Source organism: Campylobacter sp. IFREMER_LSEM_CL2127 (genome assembly GCF_025771745.1).
In the GTDB taxonomy this organism is placed as follows: domain Bacteria; phylum Campylobacterota; class Campylobacteria; order Campylobacterales; family Campylobacteraceae; genus Campylobacter_D.
Window position 1 is genome coordinate 1 of sequence record NZ_JAKMQV010000006.1, and the last position, 17,856, is coordinate 17,856.

Consider the following 17,856-nt stretch of genomic DNA (forward strand, 5'->3'; position numbering starts at 1 on the left):
ATGCTATTTGATTATTTATTGTCCTAATCCTTGGTTTAGTTTATTTTTTTACTTATTATTGATTTTTATTTTTAAATTTTTGTGGTTTTTATTTGTGTTTTTTAGTCAGCTTGGTTATTGACTGTAGGTGAATTTTTAATTTCTAGTTTTTAATTATTTATTTTTTTATTAGTTTATAAATTTTAGTTTTATATGCTATTTAGTTATATTGTGAAAATTTTTAATTAATTTGTATTGATTAGATTAGATAGGGTATTTATTAAGAATTAGAAGGTTTGGGGTTTTGATGAGATTAAAATGAAAAGTTTTGATATAATAAAGTTATTATAAGGATGTATAATGTTAGATAATAAGTATGATGATAATATTTTTTTTGATAAATATGCCTTAATGTTAAGATCTAAAGTAGGATTGGATGGTGCTGGTGAATGGGAAGATTTTAAAACATGTTTACCAAGCTTAAAAGATAAAGTTATATTAGACTTAGGTTGTGGATATGGATGGCATAGTATTTATGCTTTAGAAAATGGGGCTAAAAAAGTTTTTGCTATTGATTTATCTTTAAAAATGTTAGATAAAGCTAAGACTAAAACAAGTAAATATAAAAATAAAATATCCTTTTATAGAGGTTCTTGTGAAGAAATAGATAAAATCACTGACTTACAAAATATGAAATTTGATATAGTTATTAGTTCTTTAGTTTTTCATTATATAAAGGATTATGAAAAATTAATTTTTAATATTTCAAATCTTCTTAATAAAAATGGTAGTTTGGTTTTTAGTGTTGAGCATCCTGTTTTTACCGCAAATATTTCCCAAGATTTTATATATGATAATAATGGGGATATTCAATATTTTCCTATTAAAAATTATTTTTATGAAAATAAAAATAAATATAATTTTTTAGGCGAGGGTGTGGTTAAATATCACCGTACCTTAACAAGTTATATTTCTCCCTTATTGCAAAATAATTTTAAAATAACCAATATTATTGAGCCAAAGCCTTCTAATAAAATTATCAATCTTTTTCCTGAATTCAAAAATGAATTTAAAAAAGAATGGCATAGGCCAATGATGTTGATAGTATCTTGCATGAAAGAGTAGTTTGAACTTAGTTGCAGATAAATTAAGATTTTTTTTAAAAAATAATAATGTATTTTTAAGTGGTGGCGCAGGTGTTGGTAAATCTTTTTTAACTATGGAACTTATAAAATCTTATAGAGTTCAAGGAAAAATTGTTATTGTATTGGGTTCTACCGCTCTTAGTGCTTTTAATATAGGTGGGGTTACTTTACATAGTTTTTTTGCTTTTAAAAGATGTCAGAATTATGATGAGTTATATTATGAAGATAGAAAGCAAAAAGATAAACTAGAAAAATTAAAGAGAATTTTAAAACAATGTGATTTATTGGTTATTGATGAAATCTCTATGGTAAGTGCTTCGTTGATGGAAATGATTTATTATAGATTATCAAGAAGTGGTTTTAATGGTAAAATTTTATTAGTTGGAGATTTTTTTCAACTTCCACCCGTGATTAAGCATAAAGAAAATCAAACTCAAAATAATTTATTTCAAAATACTTTATATGCTTTTTCTTCACAAGCCTGGAACGATCTTAAATTTATTAATTTAAAACTTAGTATTACAAAAAGAACTTTAGATAAACAATTTTACGAATATTTGTTTTTTCTTAGAATAGGTGAAGCAAATAAAGAAATATTGAATTTCTTTAAAAAAATGTTAATTAGTTCAAAAAATTTACTTGAGTATATGGATGAGTATACTTTATTATGCGCTACCAATAAAAAGACTAATCATATTAATACTGAAAAATTAAATCTTTTGCAAGGTAAAGAAAGTATATTTAAAGCAAAAGCTGAAAAACTAGATTGTACCTTAGATGATAAAACTTACGAGCAGTGGATTAATGGACTTAATTCTTTGAGTGAGTTAAAATTAAAAATAGGTGCTAAGATTATTTTTTGTGTGAATAATAAAGAAGAAAATTATTATAATGGGGAGCAAGGTGTTGTTTTAGATTTTATAAAAGATAAAGAGCAAGAATATATTCTGATAGAAAAAAATAATGGTGAAAGATTGAAATTAAAACCATATGAATATACCTTAGAAGAGTATGAATTAGACAAAGATGAAAAACTAGAAGTTAAGATAAAAGCTAAATTTGTTCAATTTCCTATAAAATTAGCTTATGCTATAACAATCCATAAATCTCAAGGCATGAGTATAGATAAATTAATATGTGATATTGATGGAATTTTTGAAAAAGGACAATTATATGTATGTTTATCAAGAGCCATTAATCCAAGTAATTTAAAAATAATATATAATTATAAAATGCCTTTTGAGGATTATTTTTTAAAAATTTTAAAATTTGATAAAGAGGTAAAGCGATTTTATCTGCAAGAAAAGTTTATAAATTTAGAAGAAGATAGGGAGTGATTATGAGATGGGCAGTAATTTTATTTTTTTCTTTTTGTAGTATTTACGCCAATTCTTTGAGTATAGAAGATTTTAGAACGGATTTGTATTCAAAAGCTGGAAATAATACTTTAAAAAAGATTGAAATGACTTTAGATTTTGAGGGAGAAAATTTAGAACAAAAGAAAATTACAGACGCATTAAATACTATTGTATCTAGTTATTTTTATGAAGATTTGTTTACAGAAGTGGGCAAAAACAACTTCAAAGAAACTTTGCTTAAATTTAGCAATAAAAAATACAAAACCCAAATAAAAAACATTTATATTTTAAAAATTAACTCAGTGGCTCAATTTGATATAGAAGAACTGAAGCGTTTTGTAAAAGATTTAGAAAAAAAGGAAGAAGATTTAAAAGAAACTGCTAAGCAAGAAGAAATTCAAAATATCCTTAAAGTTGCTAAAACTTCAGATCAAAATAATACCCAGTCAAAAGATATAAATGCTACTCAAGCAAACAGTATTAAAGATAGTAATATAAGTTTTAATCAAGATGTTAATACAAGCAAAGAAGCTATGGATATGATTTTAAAAACTATGGAAAATGCTCAAATGCAAATGTTAGCACCAAGCAAAGAACAAGATTTGTTTAAAGAGATACCATTTTGATTAATGGATTATATCAAAATGGCTTGGAATTTTTGGTATAAAAATATTATCGTTGATATTTTGATCAAATTTTTGGTTGTAAAAATAAATACTAACTAAATTTCCTAATTCATCTTTATAAGAAATACTGTTAAGGCTACCGTTTTCTAGTTTGATATTATATATGATATTTTCGTATTTTGCTTCATAGCTTTCGTGAGATATTGATTTTGCATTTTTAAAAATTGCTTGAAGATTTGGTAAATTTTGTAATTGAGTATAAATGGCTTGTTCTAATTCAGGTTCTATGATAACAACTTCTTTGTTGTTGATATAAATTTGCTTTTTATTCGGCTTAGTATAATTCCAAAAGGCTTTATTTTGAGTGATGATAAAATTTCCTTTATAATTTAGCGAAGAATTATTACTTTGCACTTTTTGTTCAAAATCACTGCTAAAATTTTTAAAATTTATATCGAAAGCAAAAATATTATAAGCAAATATCATTAAAAATACAAAATATTTCATAATTATCCTTTAAAAATTTTACAAATTATATAAAATTTATGCAAATAAAATTTTATATAGTTCTAATTAAAATCAAGGTATAATCTAGCATATATTTTTGTAATTAAAGGTAAAAAAATGTTTTCTAGTGTATTTAAAGCAATATTTGGCACAAAAAACGATCGAGAAGTAAAAAAATATTTAAAGAGAGTTGCGCAAATTAATGCTTTAGAGTCAAAATACCAAAATTTAAGTGATGATGAATTAAAACAAAATTTTATAGATTTTAAAACACAAATTCAAAAAGAAGAAAAAACTTTAGACCAAATACTAAATGATGTTTTTGCAATAGTTAGAGAAGTAGGAAAAAGAACGCTTAATATGCGTCATTTTGATGTACAATTAATTGGTGGTATGGTTTTGCATGAGGGAAAAATCGCTGAAATGAAAACCGGGGAAGGTAAAACCTTGGTTGCAACTTTACCTGTTGTATTAAATGCTATGAGTGGCAAGGGTGTGCACGTAGTTACTGTAAATGATTATTTAGCCAAAAGAGATGCAGAGCAAATGAGTGCCATTTATAATTTTTTAGGTTTTAGTGTGGGGGTGATACTTTCAGAACAAAATAGCGATGAGGCGCATAAAAAAGCTTATGAGTGTGATATAACTTATGGTACAAATAATGAATTTGGCTTTGATTATTTGCGTGATAATATGAAATTTTCAAAACTTGAAAAAGTGCAAAGAGAACATAATTTTGTTATAGTTGATGAAGTAGATAGCATTTTAATAGATGAAGCAAGAACTCCACTTATAATAAGCGGACCTACAAATAGAACTTTAGATGGATATATTAAAGCAAATGAAGTAGCAAAACAAATGCAAAAAGGTCAAGCAGCGGCTACTCCTCAAGAATTACCAAGTGGAGATTTTGTTGTTGATGAGAAAAATAGAACTATCATGATTACAGAGGTTGGAATTTCTAAAGCAGAAAAATTATTTGGAGTAGAAAATTTATATAGCTTAGATAATGCAATATTAGCCCATCAGCTTGATCAGGCTTTAAAAGCACATAATTTATTTGAAAAAGATGTGCATTATGTATTAAGAGATAAAGAAGTTGTAATTGTTGATGAATTTACGGGAAGGCTAAGTGAAGGAAGACGCTTTAGTGATGGTTTACACCAAGCATTAGAGGCTAAAGAAGGGGTAAAAATTCAAGAAGAGAGTCAAACTTTAGCAGATATTACTTTCCAAAATTATTTTAGAATGTATAAAAAGTTAGCAGGCATGACAGGTACTGCACAAACTGAGGCAACAGAATTTTCTCAAATATATAATTTAGATGTAGTTTCTATACCTACAAATATACCGGTTGCAAGAATAGATAAAGATGATTTGATTTATAAAACTCAAGAAGAAAAATTTAAAGCAGTTATTGAAGAGATAAAAAAAGCAAATGCAAAGGGTCAGCCAGTTTTAGTGGGAACTGCAAGTATTGAAAGAAGTGAAGTATTTCATAATATGCTTGTAAAAGAACGCATTCCTCATCATGTGCTTAATGCTAAAAATCACGAGCAAGAAGCTTTGATTATCCAAGATGCGGGTAAAAAAGGTGCAGTGACTATAGCTACTAATATGGCAGGTCGTGGGGTTGATATAAAAATAGATGATGAAATAAGAGCTTTAGGAGGGCTTTATATTATAGGAACTGAGCGCCATGAAAGTAGAAGAATAGATAATCAACTTCGTGGTCGTGCAGGGCGTCAAGGTGATCCTGGTGTAAGTAGATTTTATTTAAGTTTAGAGGATAATCTTTTGAGAATTTTTGGCGGTGATCGCATTAAAAATATCATGGAAAGATTGGGTATAGAAGAGGGTGAGCATATAGAAAGTCGCATTGTTACAAGAGCTGTAGAAAATGCTCAAAAAAAAGTTGAAAGTTTACATTTTGAAAGTAGAAAACATTTGCTTGAATATGATGATGTGGCTAATGAGCAAAGAAAGACTATCTATAATTATAGAAATGAATTACTAGATGAAGAATTTGATTTGCAAGATAAAATTTTAAAAAATATTGTTGAATATAGCAATCATTTGGTAAGTCAAATTTATCTAAATGCAGAGCTTGAAGATGATGTTAAGCATTTTGAAAGCTTAAAGCAAAAAGTAAGTTATGAGTGCAACCTTGAGCTTAGCGAAGCTGATTTTAAAGATTTAGGTGTGATTGAAGTAGAAAATAAATTAAGTGAAATTTTAGAAAAAGCTTATAAAGTCAAAATGAGTATTATTGAAGATAAGGAAGCTAGAAGAATTGAAAGAATTTTATATCTTCAAATTTTAGATAATCTATGGAGAGAGCATTTATACCAAATGGATATTTTAAAAACTGGTATAGGTTTAAGAAGTTATAACCAAAAAGATCCTTTAGTGGAATATAAAAAAGAAAGTTATAATCTTTTCATAGAGCTTGTTGAGCGTATTAAATTTGACAGTTTAAAATTGTTATTTAATGTAGTTTTTACTCAAAAAGAAGCACAAATTTTTGAAGAAAAAAGCCATGAGCAAAATGAGCAGTTTTTATCAAATACTACAGAAAGTGGTGTTAATGAAAACGGTGAAGCGCAAATTACTAAAGTACCTAGAAATTCACCTTGCCCTTGCGGTAGTGGCAAAAAATATAAAGAATGTCATGGTAAAAGTGGTCCTAAAAAAGGTATTTTAGCTTAAGGTTTGAGATGAATTTAGTTATAGTTGAAGATGATATAAATATGAGAAAATCACTCGAAATAGCTTTGGGTGAGTATGAAGAATTTACTATAAAATCCTATAAATCAGCAACTGAAGCACTAAAAAAACTTAATGATGATGTTGATTTAATTATTACAGATATTAATATGCCGGGTATGGATGGTATTGAATTTGTACAAGCTTGTGAGAATAAATATGATTTTATCATTATCACAGGCAATGCAACGCTAAATCGCGCTATAGAGGCAGTAAGGCTTGGAGTAAAAGATTTTCTAGTAAAACCATTTGATATTAATACTTTAGTAACTGCAATAAAACGCGCAAAAATAATTCAAGAAAAGACTTCTAAAAAAACAAATAAAAAGACTACTAAAAAAGAAGAAAATCAAGATTTTTATGGTACTTCTAAGGCTTTGGAAAATTGTTTAAATTTGGCTTTAAAAGCTGCTAAGACAGATGCAAGTGTGCTTTTTTTTGGAGAAAGTGGGGTAGGTAAAGAAGTTTTTGCAAATTTTGTGCATAAAAATTCAAAAAGAGCACAAAAACCTTTTGTGGCTATTAATATGGCAGCAATTCCATCAAATTTGATAGAAAGTGAGCTTTTTGGTTTTGAAAAAGGTGCGTTTACTGATGCTAATACTACTAAAATAGGGTTGTTTGAGCTCGCTAATGAAGGCACTTTGTTTTTAGATGAAATAGGTGAAATGCCTTATGAAATTCAAGCAAAATTATTAAGAGCTTTACAAGAAAAAGAAATTACAAGATTAGGGAGTACTAAAAGTATAAAGATTGATGTAAGAATTATCAGTGCAACTAATGCTCATATAGAAAAAAAGATTGCAGATAATGAATTTAGACAAGATTTATATTATAGACTTAATACTATTCCTATTAATATACCACCGCTAAGAGAGCGTCAAGAAGAAATTTTGCAAATTGCGCAAAAGGTATTACTTGATACGTGTAAAGAATATGATTTTAATGAGAAAACTTTAAGCCAAGAAGCACAAGATGCTTTATTAGCTTATGATTTTCCAGGTAATATTAGAGAATTGATTTCTATTATACAAAGAGCTTGCATTTTAAGTGAAAATGATAAGATTAGTGCTCAAGATTTATTTTTAGAAAGCAGAAAAAGTAAAGATATTAAAAATCTTGAAAAAGAATTGATTTTAGAAGCTTTAAAAAATTCACAAGATATTGCAGAAGCAGCTAAGCTTATAGGGATGAGTGAGAAAATTTTTAGCGAAAAAATGAAAAAATACAATATTACTTAAAAAGGACGGACAATGAAAAAAATAGCTATTGTAGGTGCAACAGGAGCAGTTGGTGAAGAACTTTTAAATGTCTTAGATGAGCTTGATTTTCCAGTTGAAAGTATTTTGCCATTAGCAAGTGCAAAAAGTGCAGGTAGTGAAGTAGAATTTAGAGGTAAAAGCTATAAAGTAAAAGAATTAACTCCAAGTGTTTTTAAAGAAAATCCTGTAGATATTGCTTTTTTTAGTGCTGGAGGAAATATAAGTGCTGAGTATGCAAAATACGCAGTAGAATGTGGTGCTGTGGTGATTGATAATACGAGCCATTTTAGAATGGATGAGAATGTTCCTTTGGTGGTTCCTGAGTGCAATAGTGAAGATATTAAAGATTGGGAAAAAACAGGGATTATTGCTAATCCAAATTGCTCTACCATACAAATGGTGCATGTTTTAAAACCACTTGATGATGCATTTAATCTAAAAAGAGTAGATGTAAGTACTTATCAAGCAGCAAGTGGCGCAGGTAAAGAAGGTATGGAAGAACTAGTTCAAGGAATGCAAAGTTTTTTTGCTTTTAAACTAGATGAATTTGAAGCAAAAACTTTTCCATATACTTTGGCTTTAAATTTGATTCCTCAAATTGATGTTTTTAGCGACAATGGCTACACCAAAGAAGAATTAAAAATGGTAAATGAAACGCAAAAAATATTGCATAAAAAACTTGAAATTTCAGCAACTTGCGTAAGAGTTCCTGTGCTTAGAAGCCATAGTGAAGCTATTACTATGCATTTTGAAAAAGATGTTGATGTTGCTAAGGTTAGAGAGATACTTTCTAAGGCACCAAGTGTTGTTGTGATTGATGATGTAGAAAATAAAAAATACCCTATGCCGCTTTTTACAAGTGACACTAACGAAACTTATGTAGGAAGAATTAGACGTGATATTAATCACAAAAACATTTTACATTTATGGTGCGTGGCTGATCAAATTCGTGTAGGAGCTGCTACAAATGCAGTGCGTATTGCACAAAAATGGCTAGAAATGGTTTAAAAAGGAGAAAAATGCTAGAAAGATTTTTTGAGAATTTATTAGTTAAAAGTCGTTTGGTTACTATTTTACCTGTAATTTTTGGTTTAATAGGGGCTTTTGTTTTATTTTTTATCGCAAGTTATGATGTGATTAAAGTTTTAAAATATGTATTTGAATACTTTATGTTGCCAAATTCTACGGTAGATTTGCATGAAGATATTGTTGGTTTGATTATAGGAGCTGTGGATTTATATTTGATGGCTTTGGTTTTATTTATTTTTTCTTTTGGAATTTATGAGCTTTTTATTAGTGAAATAGAGGATTTTAAACAAACAAAGCAGTCAAAAGTTTTAGAAGTGCATAGTTTAGATCAGCTAAAAGATAAACTTGCAAAAGTGATCATAATGGTTTTGGTTGTAAATTTTTTCCAAAGAATTTTACAAATGCAACTTAATACAGTTTTGGATATGACTTATTTAGCAGGTTCTATTTTGGCTCTTTGTGTGGGGCTTTATTTCTTACATAAAAGCGATCATTAATAAGGAATAAAAATGATTTTTATTGATGCGTGTTTTAAAAAATCAACTCCTTATACTCCAGTTTGGATGATGCGTCAAGCAGGAAGATATCTACCTGAGTACATGGAAGTTAGAGCAAGTGCTGGGGATTTTTTATCACTTTGCAAGGACTATAAAAAAGCAAGTGAAGTTACTTTGCAACCTGTGGATATTTTGGGCGTTGATGCAGCTATTATTTTTTCAGATATTTTAGTAGTGCCTTTAGAAATGGGTATGGATTTAAAATTTGAAAAAGGCGAAGGGCCGGTATTTTCAAATCCCATTAAAACTAAGGAAGATTTGGAGAGATTAGATGTTGAAAAAAGTATTAAAAATCTTTCTTATGTTTATGATGCACTAGCGCTTACTAGAGAAAAACTTGCGCATGATAAAGCTTTGATTGGTTTTTGTGGAAGTCCTTGGACTATTGTTACTTATATGATAGAGGGTGGTGGTAGTAAAAATTATGCAAAATGTAAAAAATTAGTTTATCAAAATCCTGAATTTTTACATCAAATTTTATCTAAACTTACTTTAGCTTTAAAGCATTATATTCAAGAACAAATTAAAGCAGGAGCTAATGCTATACAGATATTTGATAGTTGGGCAAGTGCTTTAGAAAAAGAGATGTTTTTTGAATTTTCTTTTAAATATATGCTTGAAATTGCTGATTTTATCAAAGAAAAATATCCACATATTCCCGTGATTTTATTTCCTAAAGGTGTTAGTGGATTTTTGGATGGTATAAATGGAAATTTTGATGTTTTTGGTGTAGATTGGAGTACGCCTTTAGAATTGGCAAAAGAAAAATTAGGCGCTAAGTATACTTTACAGGGTAATATGGAGCCTTGTAGATTGTATGATAAAAATGCGATTGAAGTAGGAGTGGATAAAATTTTAAATATCATGCAAGATAGTGCACATATTTTTAACCTTGGACATGGTATTTTGCCTGATATTCCTGTTGAAAATGCTAAATATTTTATCAAGCTAGTTCAAGAGAAATCTAAAAAGTGAATAAAATTACCTTTGGCCCCATAAGCTCGAGAAGATTTGGGCTTTCTTTAGGGATTGATTTAAGTCCAAATCAAAAGCAGTGCAATTTCGATTGCGTATATTGTGAGTTGCAAGCTGCAAAACCTGTGGAAAAATCTTTAGTATATCCAAAAATTCAAGATATCTTAGAACAGGTAAAGCAATCTTTAGCTAGCGATGTGAAATTTGATTTTCTTACATTAACTGCAAATGGTGAACCTAGTCTGTATCCTTATTTAAAAGAATTAGTTTGCGAGTTAAATAAAATAAAACAAGATAAAAAACTTTTGATTTTAAGTAATGGTAGTGGTGTGTTAAATCCAAATGCATTCAATGCTTTATTGGATATTGATGTAGTTAAATTTAGTCTTGATAGTGCTAAAGAAAAAACATTTTATAGAATAGATAAAGCTCTAAAACAAATTAAACTTGAAGCAATGATTGATAAAATGATTACTTTTAGGGAAAAATTTCTAGGTGAGCTTGTTATGGAAGTTTTAGTTGTACAAGGTTTAAATGACAATAAAGAAGAAATGTTAGCTTTAAATGAGGTATTTGATAAAATAAAGCCATTAAGAGTAGATTTTAGCACTATTGATAGACCTCCAGCTTATCCTGTTAAAGGTGTATCTATGGAAAAATTAGAAGAATTAAGTATGTATATTAATAGTGCCCCTGTTGTGCTTGCTAAGCATTATTATAAAGGTGAAAAAATTGATTTTAATACTCAAGAGCTTTTAAAAATGTTGCAACTTAGAGCTCAAAGTGAATTTGATGTTGAAAATAAATTTAGTCAATATAGTAAAGATATATTAGAAAAGTTACTTAAGGAGCAAGAAATTATTGAAAAAAATCTAGCTGGAGTGAAATTTTATAAAAAAATATAATTTTTTGTGAAAAACTCTTGACAAGAGTATTTTTTTCTTATATAATACCATTTCTTATTTATTGATGTTCCGGATTAGCTCAGCGGTAGAGTAGTCGGCTGTTAACCGATTGGTCGTAGGTTCGAATCCTACATCCGGAGCCACTTCTTTTTAAATTATAATCCTGGTTTTATAAGTGTTAAGTAAATTATATGATTTTATATAACTAGTATTTTTGTTACGAAAATACTAGTTTTTGATATCAAAAGTAAAGAATTTGCTTTCGAAGTTATTGCCTACTTTTTCATACTGAAACATAGCAGGTTCTAGGTTTTGCACTTCATGGTATAAAAGTCCTAAAGCAAGCCTTGCTTCTAAGGTTTCTTCGTTTTCTAATCTTGCAAGTTCAAGCAAAGCAATGGCTGAGTTTGGATTGTTTGAACCTATTGCTGCAACTGCAGCTAAAAATAAAGTTTGAGCATCTTTAATTTTGTAATCATCTATTAAAATATTATAAAGTGTATATGCTTCTTGGTATTCTTTTGCAAATATATCTACATAAGCTAGAGCAAAGATTAATCCAATGGAATTTTTATTACTCATGGCTAGTCTTTTTTTAATATCATTTCTAACATGATTAAGCAAGCCTGTTATTTGCATAAGCGTTACATAGCTATCTTTAACTATCCCAGCTCCTCCAAATAAAGAATTATAATCAAGTTTGGTATTTAAAAAATACATTTGAGCTTGTTTGGCGTATTCTTTGATATTTAAATTCATATTTTTGGAGTTAAAATATAAAATATTGCTAATAATATCCTCACTTAATAAATCTTTTAATTCTTTTATTTTTTGGTTTCTTAGGGTTTCAAGATTATTGCCATTTGCAGCTATAATAGCAAATATTAACTCCAAAGGTGTGTTATTAGTATTTGAAAGATTATCTAGGTAAGGAATAGTAGCAGTAAAGTCATTTTTAGCTAAATATAGTAAATATTTATATATATTGTTGTTTTGATCAATGGTATTATCTGCTTGGAGATTTTCTAAAAGTTCATTAGCAAGTTTTGTATAATCTTTCTTTGCTAGATCCATACAATATATGCCAAAAATTCCTGCAATATAATTTTTAGGATTTAAATGATATGCGGTTGAAAAGTGCTTGTAAGCATTGTTATAATCTTGTAATTGTGCGTAAGTTAGGGCAAGATTATAATGAATTACATCATGAGCATGATAAATTTCACTTAAGTTTTTAAATTCTTGATTAGCTTCTCTTAGATGAAAATTAAAAGCTAGGTTAATAGCATGAGATAATTCTATATTAACCCCTGATAAAGCCTTGCTTTTAACAAGTAATTCATTTTCGTACTCATATCCTTGTATAAAATTTCCCAAATCAGCCTTTGTAATAAGCTCCATGCTTTGTTTAACATCAAAAACACGATATGGTGAAAAGTAAAACAGTAAATCATATATTTGTTGTTTTCCAGTAATCAATCTCTTGGCAAAATTTTGTTGGGCAATATCAATATTTGAAAAATTTCTTTTTAATCTTGTTTTGATATTATAGTATTTTGAACCTATATCTTTATCTTTGATGTAAAGAGCTTTTAAAATTTGCGCACCACTTTCAAATTGACCAGTTTTTAATTCAACTAAGGCTAAAGCAACCTTGCTTCTAGCTTCATGTTCTCCTATCTTTGAGGCTTTTTCAAGATATTCTTTAGCTTTTTGATAGTCTCCTGATTTTGCATATAATAAGCCTAAGGGTAAGCTTGCTTCGTAATCTTCTTGTTTTTGTAAAAAATCAATGGCGTTTTTTTCTGATTTTAATAAAGCATAAACTTTTGCTCCAAGATAATAAGATTCACCTTGATAACCATTGATGTTGTTTGAGCGCATAAACATTTGCAAAGCTTCAGGGTAAAATCCTTGATAATAATTAATTAAACCTAGATAATAATCATACAAAGATGATTTGGAATCTTGTGGTAAATGCACTCTTGCTAAGTCAAGATAATAATTAAATTTTTCTTTATTACCAAGATTAAAATAACACACAGCAGTGTTTATGGCAGCAGCCACTTTGTGCTCTTCTAATTCTAAAGATTGCTTGAAATTTTCAATTGCGCTAGCATAATCTTTTTGTTTCATTTGGGCTACGCCAAGATTATAACTAGATAGGGATTGATTAAAAATGTTAATGTTATTGTAAAGTTCTAAAGCGCTTTCTACATCACCTTTTTCATATAATAAATTTGCTTTTTGTACTACAAGATCTAATGCTGATTGTTTTACTTTAGTGATGCTTGAGCTAGTATTATCATCTAAGACTTGAGTATTTAAAATAGCTTGTTTATCTTCTTTGAAAACTATGAGTAAAATTAAAACTACAAGCAATATTAGAGCAAGAGCTCCAAGTGCAGAAATTAAAATAATAAATTTTTTATCAAAAAGCTTTTTTTTCTCTTCAGGTTGCGGTGCTTGAGGTTCTTCTTCCACTCTTTGAAAGGTACTTTCTTCCTCCTCTAATTCAGGAGGTATCATGCCAGGAGGGATAGCTTGTTCTTCTACTCCTGGATTTTCATCTAACTCAGAGAAAGCTTTTTCTTGGTTGTCTTGTTCTTTAAGTGTTACTTCTTCGGCCATGTTTTCTCTTAAAAGTATTTTCTTAACACATCAGGAATTCTTATATTTCCATCTTTTTCTTGATAGTTTTCCATAATAGCTACCAAGGTTCTTCCAACAGCTAGCGAAGAGCCATTAAGTGTATGCACTAATTCGTTTTTGCCTTTATCGTTTTTAAAGCGAATTTTTGCACGTCTTGCTTGAAAATCTTTACAATTAGATACAGAGCTAATTTCACGGTATTTATTTTGAGATGGAAGCCAAACTTCTAAATCCACTGTTTTTGCAGCTGAAAAACCTAAATCTCCAGTACAAAGCATCAAATGTCTGTGTGCTAGACCTAAAGAGCTTAGCAAATCACTAGCACAATTTAGCATTTCTTCAAACATTAGCTCGCTTTGATCAGGCTTGCATATACTAACAAGTTCTACTTTTTCAAATTGATGTTGTCTTATAATACCTCTTGTGTCTCTACCTGCACTTCCTGCTTCTTGTCTAAAACAAGCGCTATAGCAAGTCATTTTTAAAGGTAATTCTTCTTGAGCTAAAATTTCATTAGAATAAAGATTGGTTACAGGAATTTCAGAAGTTGAGATGAGGTATAAATCATCATTTTCTACCTTATACATATCATCTTTAAATTTAGGAAGTTGTCCAGTACCATACATGGTCGCACTATTTACTAAAAATGGCACATTAACTAACTCAAAACCTCTACTTCTATTAAAATCTATCATATAATTTACTAAGGCTCTACTTAGTAAAGCTCCTTCATTTTTAAGTACACAAAAGCGACTTTGCGAGATTTTAACTCCTCTTGTAAAATCAAGCCAATTTAATTTTTCTCCTAAATCATGATGTTCTTTAATTTCAAAATCAAAACTAGGTGGGGTAAGAACTTTTTTTAATTCTACATTTTCATCTTCATCTTCCCCAAAAGGCACACAATCATCAGGGATATTTGGTACTGCTAGAGCAATTTGCCCCAGTTTTTCTTCTAATTCATTAACGATTTTTGATTGAGTATTAATTTTTTCTTTATTTTGACTTAGTTGTGCTTTTAAGCTTTCTTTGTCTTGTGCTGTTGCAAGTTCTTTGCTAAATTTGTTTTGAAAAGCTTGAAATTCTTCTAAAAGTGCTTTTTCTTTTTTTAAATTTATAAATAAATCACTCAGTTCTTTGAGTAAATTTTCATCCACTTTTTTAGCTTTTAATTTTTGTGCAATTTCATCGAAATTATTTTGTAAAAGTTTTAAATCTAACATTCTAACTCCTTTTATAGTCCTATTTTAGCATAAATTTTTTCCATTGTTTCTTGGGCTTGTTTTTTTGCTTTACTTGCTCCAAATTCTAAAATTTCCTCAATTTTTGAAGGATTGGCTAATAATTTTTCATATTCGTCCTTGGCTGAGGCAAAATACTCGCTAATGATTTCATTTAAATACATTTTAAAATGCCCATAACCTTCGCCACCTTTTTCATAACGACTTTTTAAAGCTTCTTGCTCTGTTTTGTCTAAAAACAATTTTGCGATTTTAAATATATTGCAATTTTGCCAATCTTTTGGATCTTCTAAAGCTGTACTATCTGTAACAATGGAAGAAATTTGTTTTTTAATAGCTTTTGGTGTATTAAAAATATCGATTGTATTTTGATAAGATTTACTCATTTTGGCTCCATCAGTGCCAGGTACTACCGCAACTTCATCATTAACCTTAGCTTGAGGTAGAGTGAAAATTTCACCCCATTCATTATTTACTTTTAAGGCTATGTCTCTTGCTATTTCAACGTGTTGAATTTGATCTTTGCCTACAGGAACTACTTGAGCATTAAAAAGCAAAATATCTGCAGCCATTAAAACAGGGTAAGAAAAAAGTCCATGGTTGGCATTTAAACCTTTGGCGATTTTATCTTTATAGCTATGCGCTCTTTCTAAGAGTCCCATTGGGGTGAATTGAGAAAGAATCCAATAAAGTTCCATTACTTCTTTTACATCACTTTGCAACCAAAATACGCTTTTTTGCGGATCAATCCCTAAACTCAAAAAAGCTGCTGCAGCTTTGAGTGAATTTTGTCTGAGTTTTTCACCATCAAAACTTGAAGTCATAGCATGGTAATTTGCTATAAACATATACATTTGATTTTCTTCTTGCATATTTAGCATTTGTTTGATTGAGCCAAAATAATTGCCTATATGTAAATCTCCACTTGGTTGCAATCCTGTAATAACTCTCATTTTACCTCTTTTTTAATCTCTTTGATAAGTTCTTTAATACTTTTGTTTTCAATGTTAATTATAATATCTGCTTTTTTTTCATATTTTTTTGCCCTTTGATTAAAAAGAATTTTGGCATTATTTATATTTGTAAGTAAAGGCCTAGTGGCTAATTCTTCCTTGCTTAATCTTTGCAAAAGATAATCAAAGCTTGCTTTTAAATATATAATTGTCCCAATGTCTTTTAGTTTTTTTTGTCCTATGAAACCACCACCACTTGCAATAGAGCAATCTTGCACACAAGTTAAAAAAGAAACAAGTTTTTTCTCTTCTTTACGGAATTTTTTTTCACCATATGTTTTAAAAATTTCATCAATTTCAAGATTAAATTTTTCTTTGATTAAACTATCTGTATCTAAAAATATTTTATTGTATTTTTTAGCATAAGCTCTTGCTATGGTTGTTTTACCACAACCCATAAAGCCTACAAAAAGGAGATTATCCTTCTTGCTCATCTTTGCTACCTTTTTTTCTTGAAGCTAAAATCAAAGGAACACCTTCAAAATTAAATTGTTTTCTAATTTGATTTTGCAAATAGCGCTTATAGCTAAAATGCAAAGCTTTTGGTCTGTTCATGATTAGAGCTATTTTTGGGGGTGCTAAGTCATATTGAACCGCATAATAAATTTTCACTAATTTACCATAATCATGTGGTAGTGGATGAGCTCTTGTGGCTTCTTCTACCAAGGCATTTAATTTTGCAGTTGGAATTTTTTGCGTGAAATTGGCAAAAACTTCTAAGATTTTATCTAAAAGTACATGTACTCTTTTTCCGCTTAAAGCTGATACGCTTACAACGGGTGCATAAGCTAGAAATTTAAAACGATCTAGTTTTAATTCTTTTAAAGTTCTATCAAAATCAAGCTCGCTTTTATCCCATTTATTAAGCACGATAATCACACCTAGACAATGCTTGGCAGCAAGTCCTGCAATACGCTCATCAAGTTCATTAAAACCCTCAGCCGCATCAAGTACTAAAAGTGCAATTTGAGCATTGGCTAGGGCATATTCAGTTCTATTTAGCGCATAGCGTTCCAAACCTTGTATTTTCCCACGTTTTCTAATCCCTGCAGTATCTACAAACTCAATGATTTTATCTTTATGCATAATGCTTTCATTAACAGGATCAATTGTAGTGCCTGCTATATCGCTTACCACGCTACGTTCTTCTTTAACTAAAGCATTTAAAAGACTTGATTTTCCTACATTTACCCTGCCGATAATTCCTACTTTAATATGATTTTCATTGATAGTTTTTAGCTTAAAATCTCCGCTATTTTCATCAAAATTTTCTAAATAACTTTCAAAGTCTTCTTCTTCATCTGCGTTTAAAAAACTTTCATTTAAAAACTTGCCAGCCCACATGCAAAGCTCATCAATGCCTATATTATGTGTAACAGAGATATTAAAAACTTCTTTCACGCCAAAATTAGAAAATTCCCAAGATCTTTCTTCATCTTTTTTATTATCCACCTTGTTAATTACTAAGGCCATAGGTTTGTTGAGTTTTTTCATTTCATAAAAAAAAGCTTTATCTTCATCATCGGGCAGAAATTTTCCATCCACCATATAAAAGATAATATCACTATTTTTAGCAGCTTTTAATGAATTTGCTTTGACATTTTTAAAAAGCTCATTGCTTTCATCAAGTCCACCACTATCTACCAATAAGGCTCTTTTACCATCAATTTCCACTTCTATTTTGTTGGTATCCCTTGTAGTCCCACTTATGTCACTGGTGATAGCTATGCGTTTTCTTGCAAGTCTATTAAAAAGACTTGATTTGCCAACATTTGGTTTTCCTATTAAAATAATACTTTGCATTAATACTCATTTTTAAATTTTTATTTGTGATTATATAA

15 protein-coding genes and 1 tRNA gene are annotated in these 17,856 nt (G+C 29.1%); 10 read left to right on the forward strand and 6 right to left on the reverse strand.

Annotation, left to right across the window (positions count from 1 at the left end):
• Positions 1–339 precede the first annotated feature (339 nt).
• From L8V77_RS05160 to L8V77_RS05170, 3 genes are read left to right on the forward strand one after another with little or no spacing between them, the layout of a single operon-like run.
• The gene (locus L8V77_RS05160; protein WP_263707008.1) at positions 340–1,104 is read left to right on the forward strand and encodes a class I SAM-dependent methyltransferase; all 765 of its coding nucleotides are present in this window, start codon (positions 340–342) and stop codon (positions 1,102–1,104) included.
• 1 nt (position 1,105) lies between these two features.
• On the forward strand, positions 1,106–2,461 hold the full coding sequence (locus L8V77_RS05165; protein ID WP_263707009.1) for an ATP-dependent DNA helicase: 1,356 nt from the start codon (positions 1,106–1,108) through the stop codon (positions 2,459–2,461).
• Positions 2,462–2,463: 2 nt separating this feature from the next.
• Positions 2,464–3,108, forward strand: coding sequence for a flagellar basal body-associated FliL family protein (locus tag L8V77_RS05170; RefSeq protein ID WP_263707010.1), 645 nt, complete (start codon positions 2,464–2,466; stop codon positions 3,106–3,108).
• On the opposite strand, the gene lolA is transcribed toward L8V77_RS05170, so the two are convergent.
• On the reverse strand, positions 3,109–3,615 hold the full coding sequence (gene lolA, locus L8V77_RS05175) for a LolA-like outer membrane lipoprotein chaperone (protein WP_263707011.1): 507 nt from the start codon (positions 3,613–3,615) through the stop codon (positions 3,109–3,111).
• 117 nt (positions 3,616–3,732) lie between these two features.
• Here lolA and secA point away from each other — a divergent pair, with 117 nt between their 5' ends.
• From secA to L8V77_RS05210, 7 genes are all read left to right on the forward strand, one after another.
• Complete coding sequence (secA, locus tag L8V77_RS05180; protein ID WP_263707012.1) at positions 3,733–6,324, forward strand: preprotein translocase subunit SecA; 2,592 nt, start codon at positions 3,733–3,735, stop codon at positions 6,322–6,324.
• 8 nt (positions 6,325–6,332) lie between these two features.
• Positions 6,333–7,622 (forward strand): sigma-54-dependent transcriptional regulator, encoded by a 1,290-nt coding sequence (locus L8V77_RS05185; protein WP_263707013.1) that lies wholly within the window; start codon positions 6,333–6,335, stop codon positions 7,620–7,622.
• A 12-nt stretch (positions 7,623–7,634) separates the two neighbouring features.
• Positions 7,635–8,651 (forward strand): aspartate-semialdehyde dehydrogenase, encoded by a 1,017-nt coding sequence (locus L8V77_RS05190; RefSeq protein WP_263707014.1) that lies wholly within the window; start codon positions 7,635–7,637, stop codon positions 8,649–8,651.
• A gap of 11 nt (positions 8,652–8,662) precedes the next feature.
• Positions 8,663–9,169, forward strand: coding sequence for a YqhA family protein (locus L8V77_RS05195; RefSeq protein WP_012661246.1), 507 nt, complete (start codon positions 8,663–8,665; stop codon positions 9,167–9,169).
• A gap of 12 nt (positions 9,170–9,181) precedes the next feature.
• Positions 9,182–10,204, forward strand: a complete 1,023-nt coding sequence (gene hemE, locus L8V77_RS05200) for a uroporphyrinogen decarboxylase (RefSeq protein ID WP_263707015.1) — start codon at positions 9,182–9,184, stop codon at positions 10,202–10,204.
• Complete coding sequence (locus L8V77_RS05205; protein ID WP_263707016.1) at positions 10,201–11,109, forward strand: radical SAM protein; 909 nt, start codon at positions 10,201–10,203, stop codon at positions 11,107–11,109. The genes hemE and L8V77_RS05205 overlap by 4 nt, the downstream gene beginning before the upstream one ends.
• A gap of 68 nt (positions 11,110–11,177) precedes the next feature.
• Positions 11,178–11,252 (forward strand) — tRNA-Asn (locus tag L8V77_RS05210).
• An 85-nt stretch (positions 11,253–11,337) separates the two neighbouring features.
• Here L8V77_RS05210 and L8V77_RS05215 read toward each other — a convergent pair.
• The 5 genes from L8V77_RS05215 to der are packed head-to-tail and all read right to left on the reverse strand — an operon-like array spanning position 11,338 to position 17,818.
• On the reverse strand, positions 11,338–13,740 hold the full coding sequence (locus L8V77_RS05215) for a tetratricopeptide repeat protein (RefSeq protein WP_263678842.1): 2,403 nt from the start codon (positions 13,738–13,740) through the stop codon (positions 11,338–11,340).
• Between the two features lie 8 nt (positions 13,741–13,748).
• The gene (gene serS / locus L8V77_RS05220; protein ID WP_263707019.1) at positions 13,749–14,984 is read right to left on the reverse strand and encodes a serine--tRNA ligase; all 1,236 of its coding nucleotides are present in this window, start codon (positions 14,982–14,984) and stop codon (positions 13,749–13,751) included.
• Between the two features lie 11 nt (positions 14,985–14,995).
• On the reverse strand, positions 14,996–15,955 hold the full coding sequence (trpS, locus tag L8V77_RS05225; protein ID WP_263683056.1) for a tryptophan--tRNA ligase: 960 nt from the start codon (positions 15,953–15,955) through the stop codon (positions 14,996–14,998).
• Positions 15,952–16,449 carry a shikimate kinase gene (locus tag L8V77_RS05230; RefSeq protein WP_263664012.1) on the reverse strand — a complete coding sequence of 166 codons (498 nt, stop codon included), beginning with the start codon at positions 16,447–16,449 and terminating at the stop codon, positions 15,952–15,954. Before L8V77_RS05230 ends, trpS begins: the two co-directional genes overlap by 4 nt.
• Positions 16,433–17,818 carry a ribosome biogenesis GTPase Der gene (gene der / locus L8V77_RS05235; RefSeq protein ID WP_263707021.1) on the reverse strand — a complete coding sequence of 462 codons (1,386 nt, stop codon included), beginning with the start codon at positions 17,816–17,818 and terminating at the stop codon, positions 16,433–16,435. The genes L8V77_RS05230 and der overlap by 17 nt, the downstream gene beginning before the upstream one ends.
• Positions 17,819–17,856 lie beyond the last annotated feature (38 nt).

What these genes read in the sequence shown, in the direction of transcription:
- L8V77_RS05185 (WP_263707013.1), top strand. Translation starts at nt 6,333, where the DNA reads ATGAATTTAGTTATAGTTGAAGATGATATAAATATGAGAAAATCACTC.
- L8V77_RS05170 (WP_263707010.1), top strand. Translation starts at nt 2,464, where the DNA reads ATGAGATGGGCAGTAATTTTATTTTTTTCTTTTTGTAGTATTTACGCC.
- L8V77_RS05215 (WP_263678842.1), bottom strand. Translation starts at nt 13,740, where the DNA reads ATGGCCGAAGAAGTAACACTTAAAGAACAAGACAACCAAGAAAAAGCT.
- trpS (WP_263683056.1), bottom strand. Translation starts at nt 15,955, where the DNA reads ATGAGAGTTATTACAGGATTGCAACCAAGTGGAGATTTACATATAGGC.
- hemE (WP_263707015.1), top strand. Translation starts at nt 9,182, where the DNA reads ATGATTTTTATTGATGCGTGTTTTAAAAAATCAACTCCTTATACTCCA.
- lolA (WP_263707011.1), bottom strand. Translation starts at nt 3,615, where the DNA reads ATGAAATATTTTGTATTTTTAATGATATTTGCTTATAATATTTTTGCT.
- secA (WP_263707012.1), top strand. Translation starts at nt 3,733, where the DNA reads ATGTTTTCTAGTGTATTTAAAGCAATATTTGGCACAAAAAACGATCGA.
- der (WP_263707021.1), bottom strand. Translation starts at nt 17,818, where the DNA reads ATGCAAAGTATTATTTTAATAGGAAAACCAAATGTTGGCAAATCAAGT.
- L8V77_RS05230 (WP_263664012.1), bottom strand. Translation starts at nt 16,449, where the DNA reads ATGAGCAAGAAGGATAATCTCCTTTTTGTAGGCTTTATGGGTTGTGGT.
- L8V77_RS05190 (WP_263707014.1), top strand. Translation starts at nt 7,635, where the DNA reads ATGAAAAAAATAGCTATTGTAGGTGCAACAGGAGCAGTTGGTGAAGAA.
- L8V77_RS05195 (WP_012661246.1), top strand. Translation starts at nt 8,663, where the DNA reads ATGCTAGAAAGATTTTTTGAGAATTTATTAGTTAAAAGTCGTTTGGTT.
- L8V77_RS05160 (WP_263707008.1), top strand. Translation starts at nt 340, where the DNA reads ATGTTAGATAATAAGTATGATGATAATATTTTTTTTGATAAATATGCC.
- serS (WP_263707019.1), bottom strand. Translation starts at nt 14,984, where the DNA reads ATGTTAGATTTAAAACTTTTACAAAATAATTTCGATGAAATTGCACAA.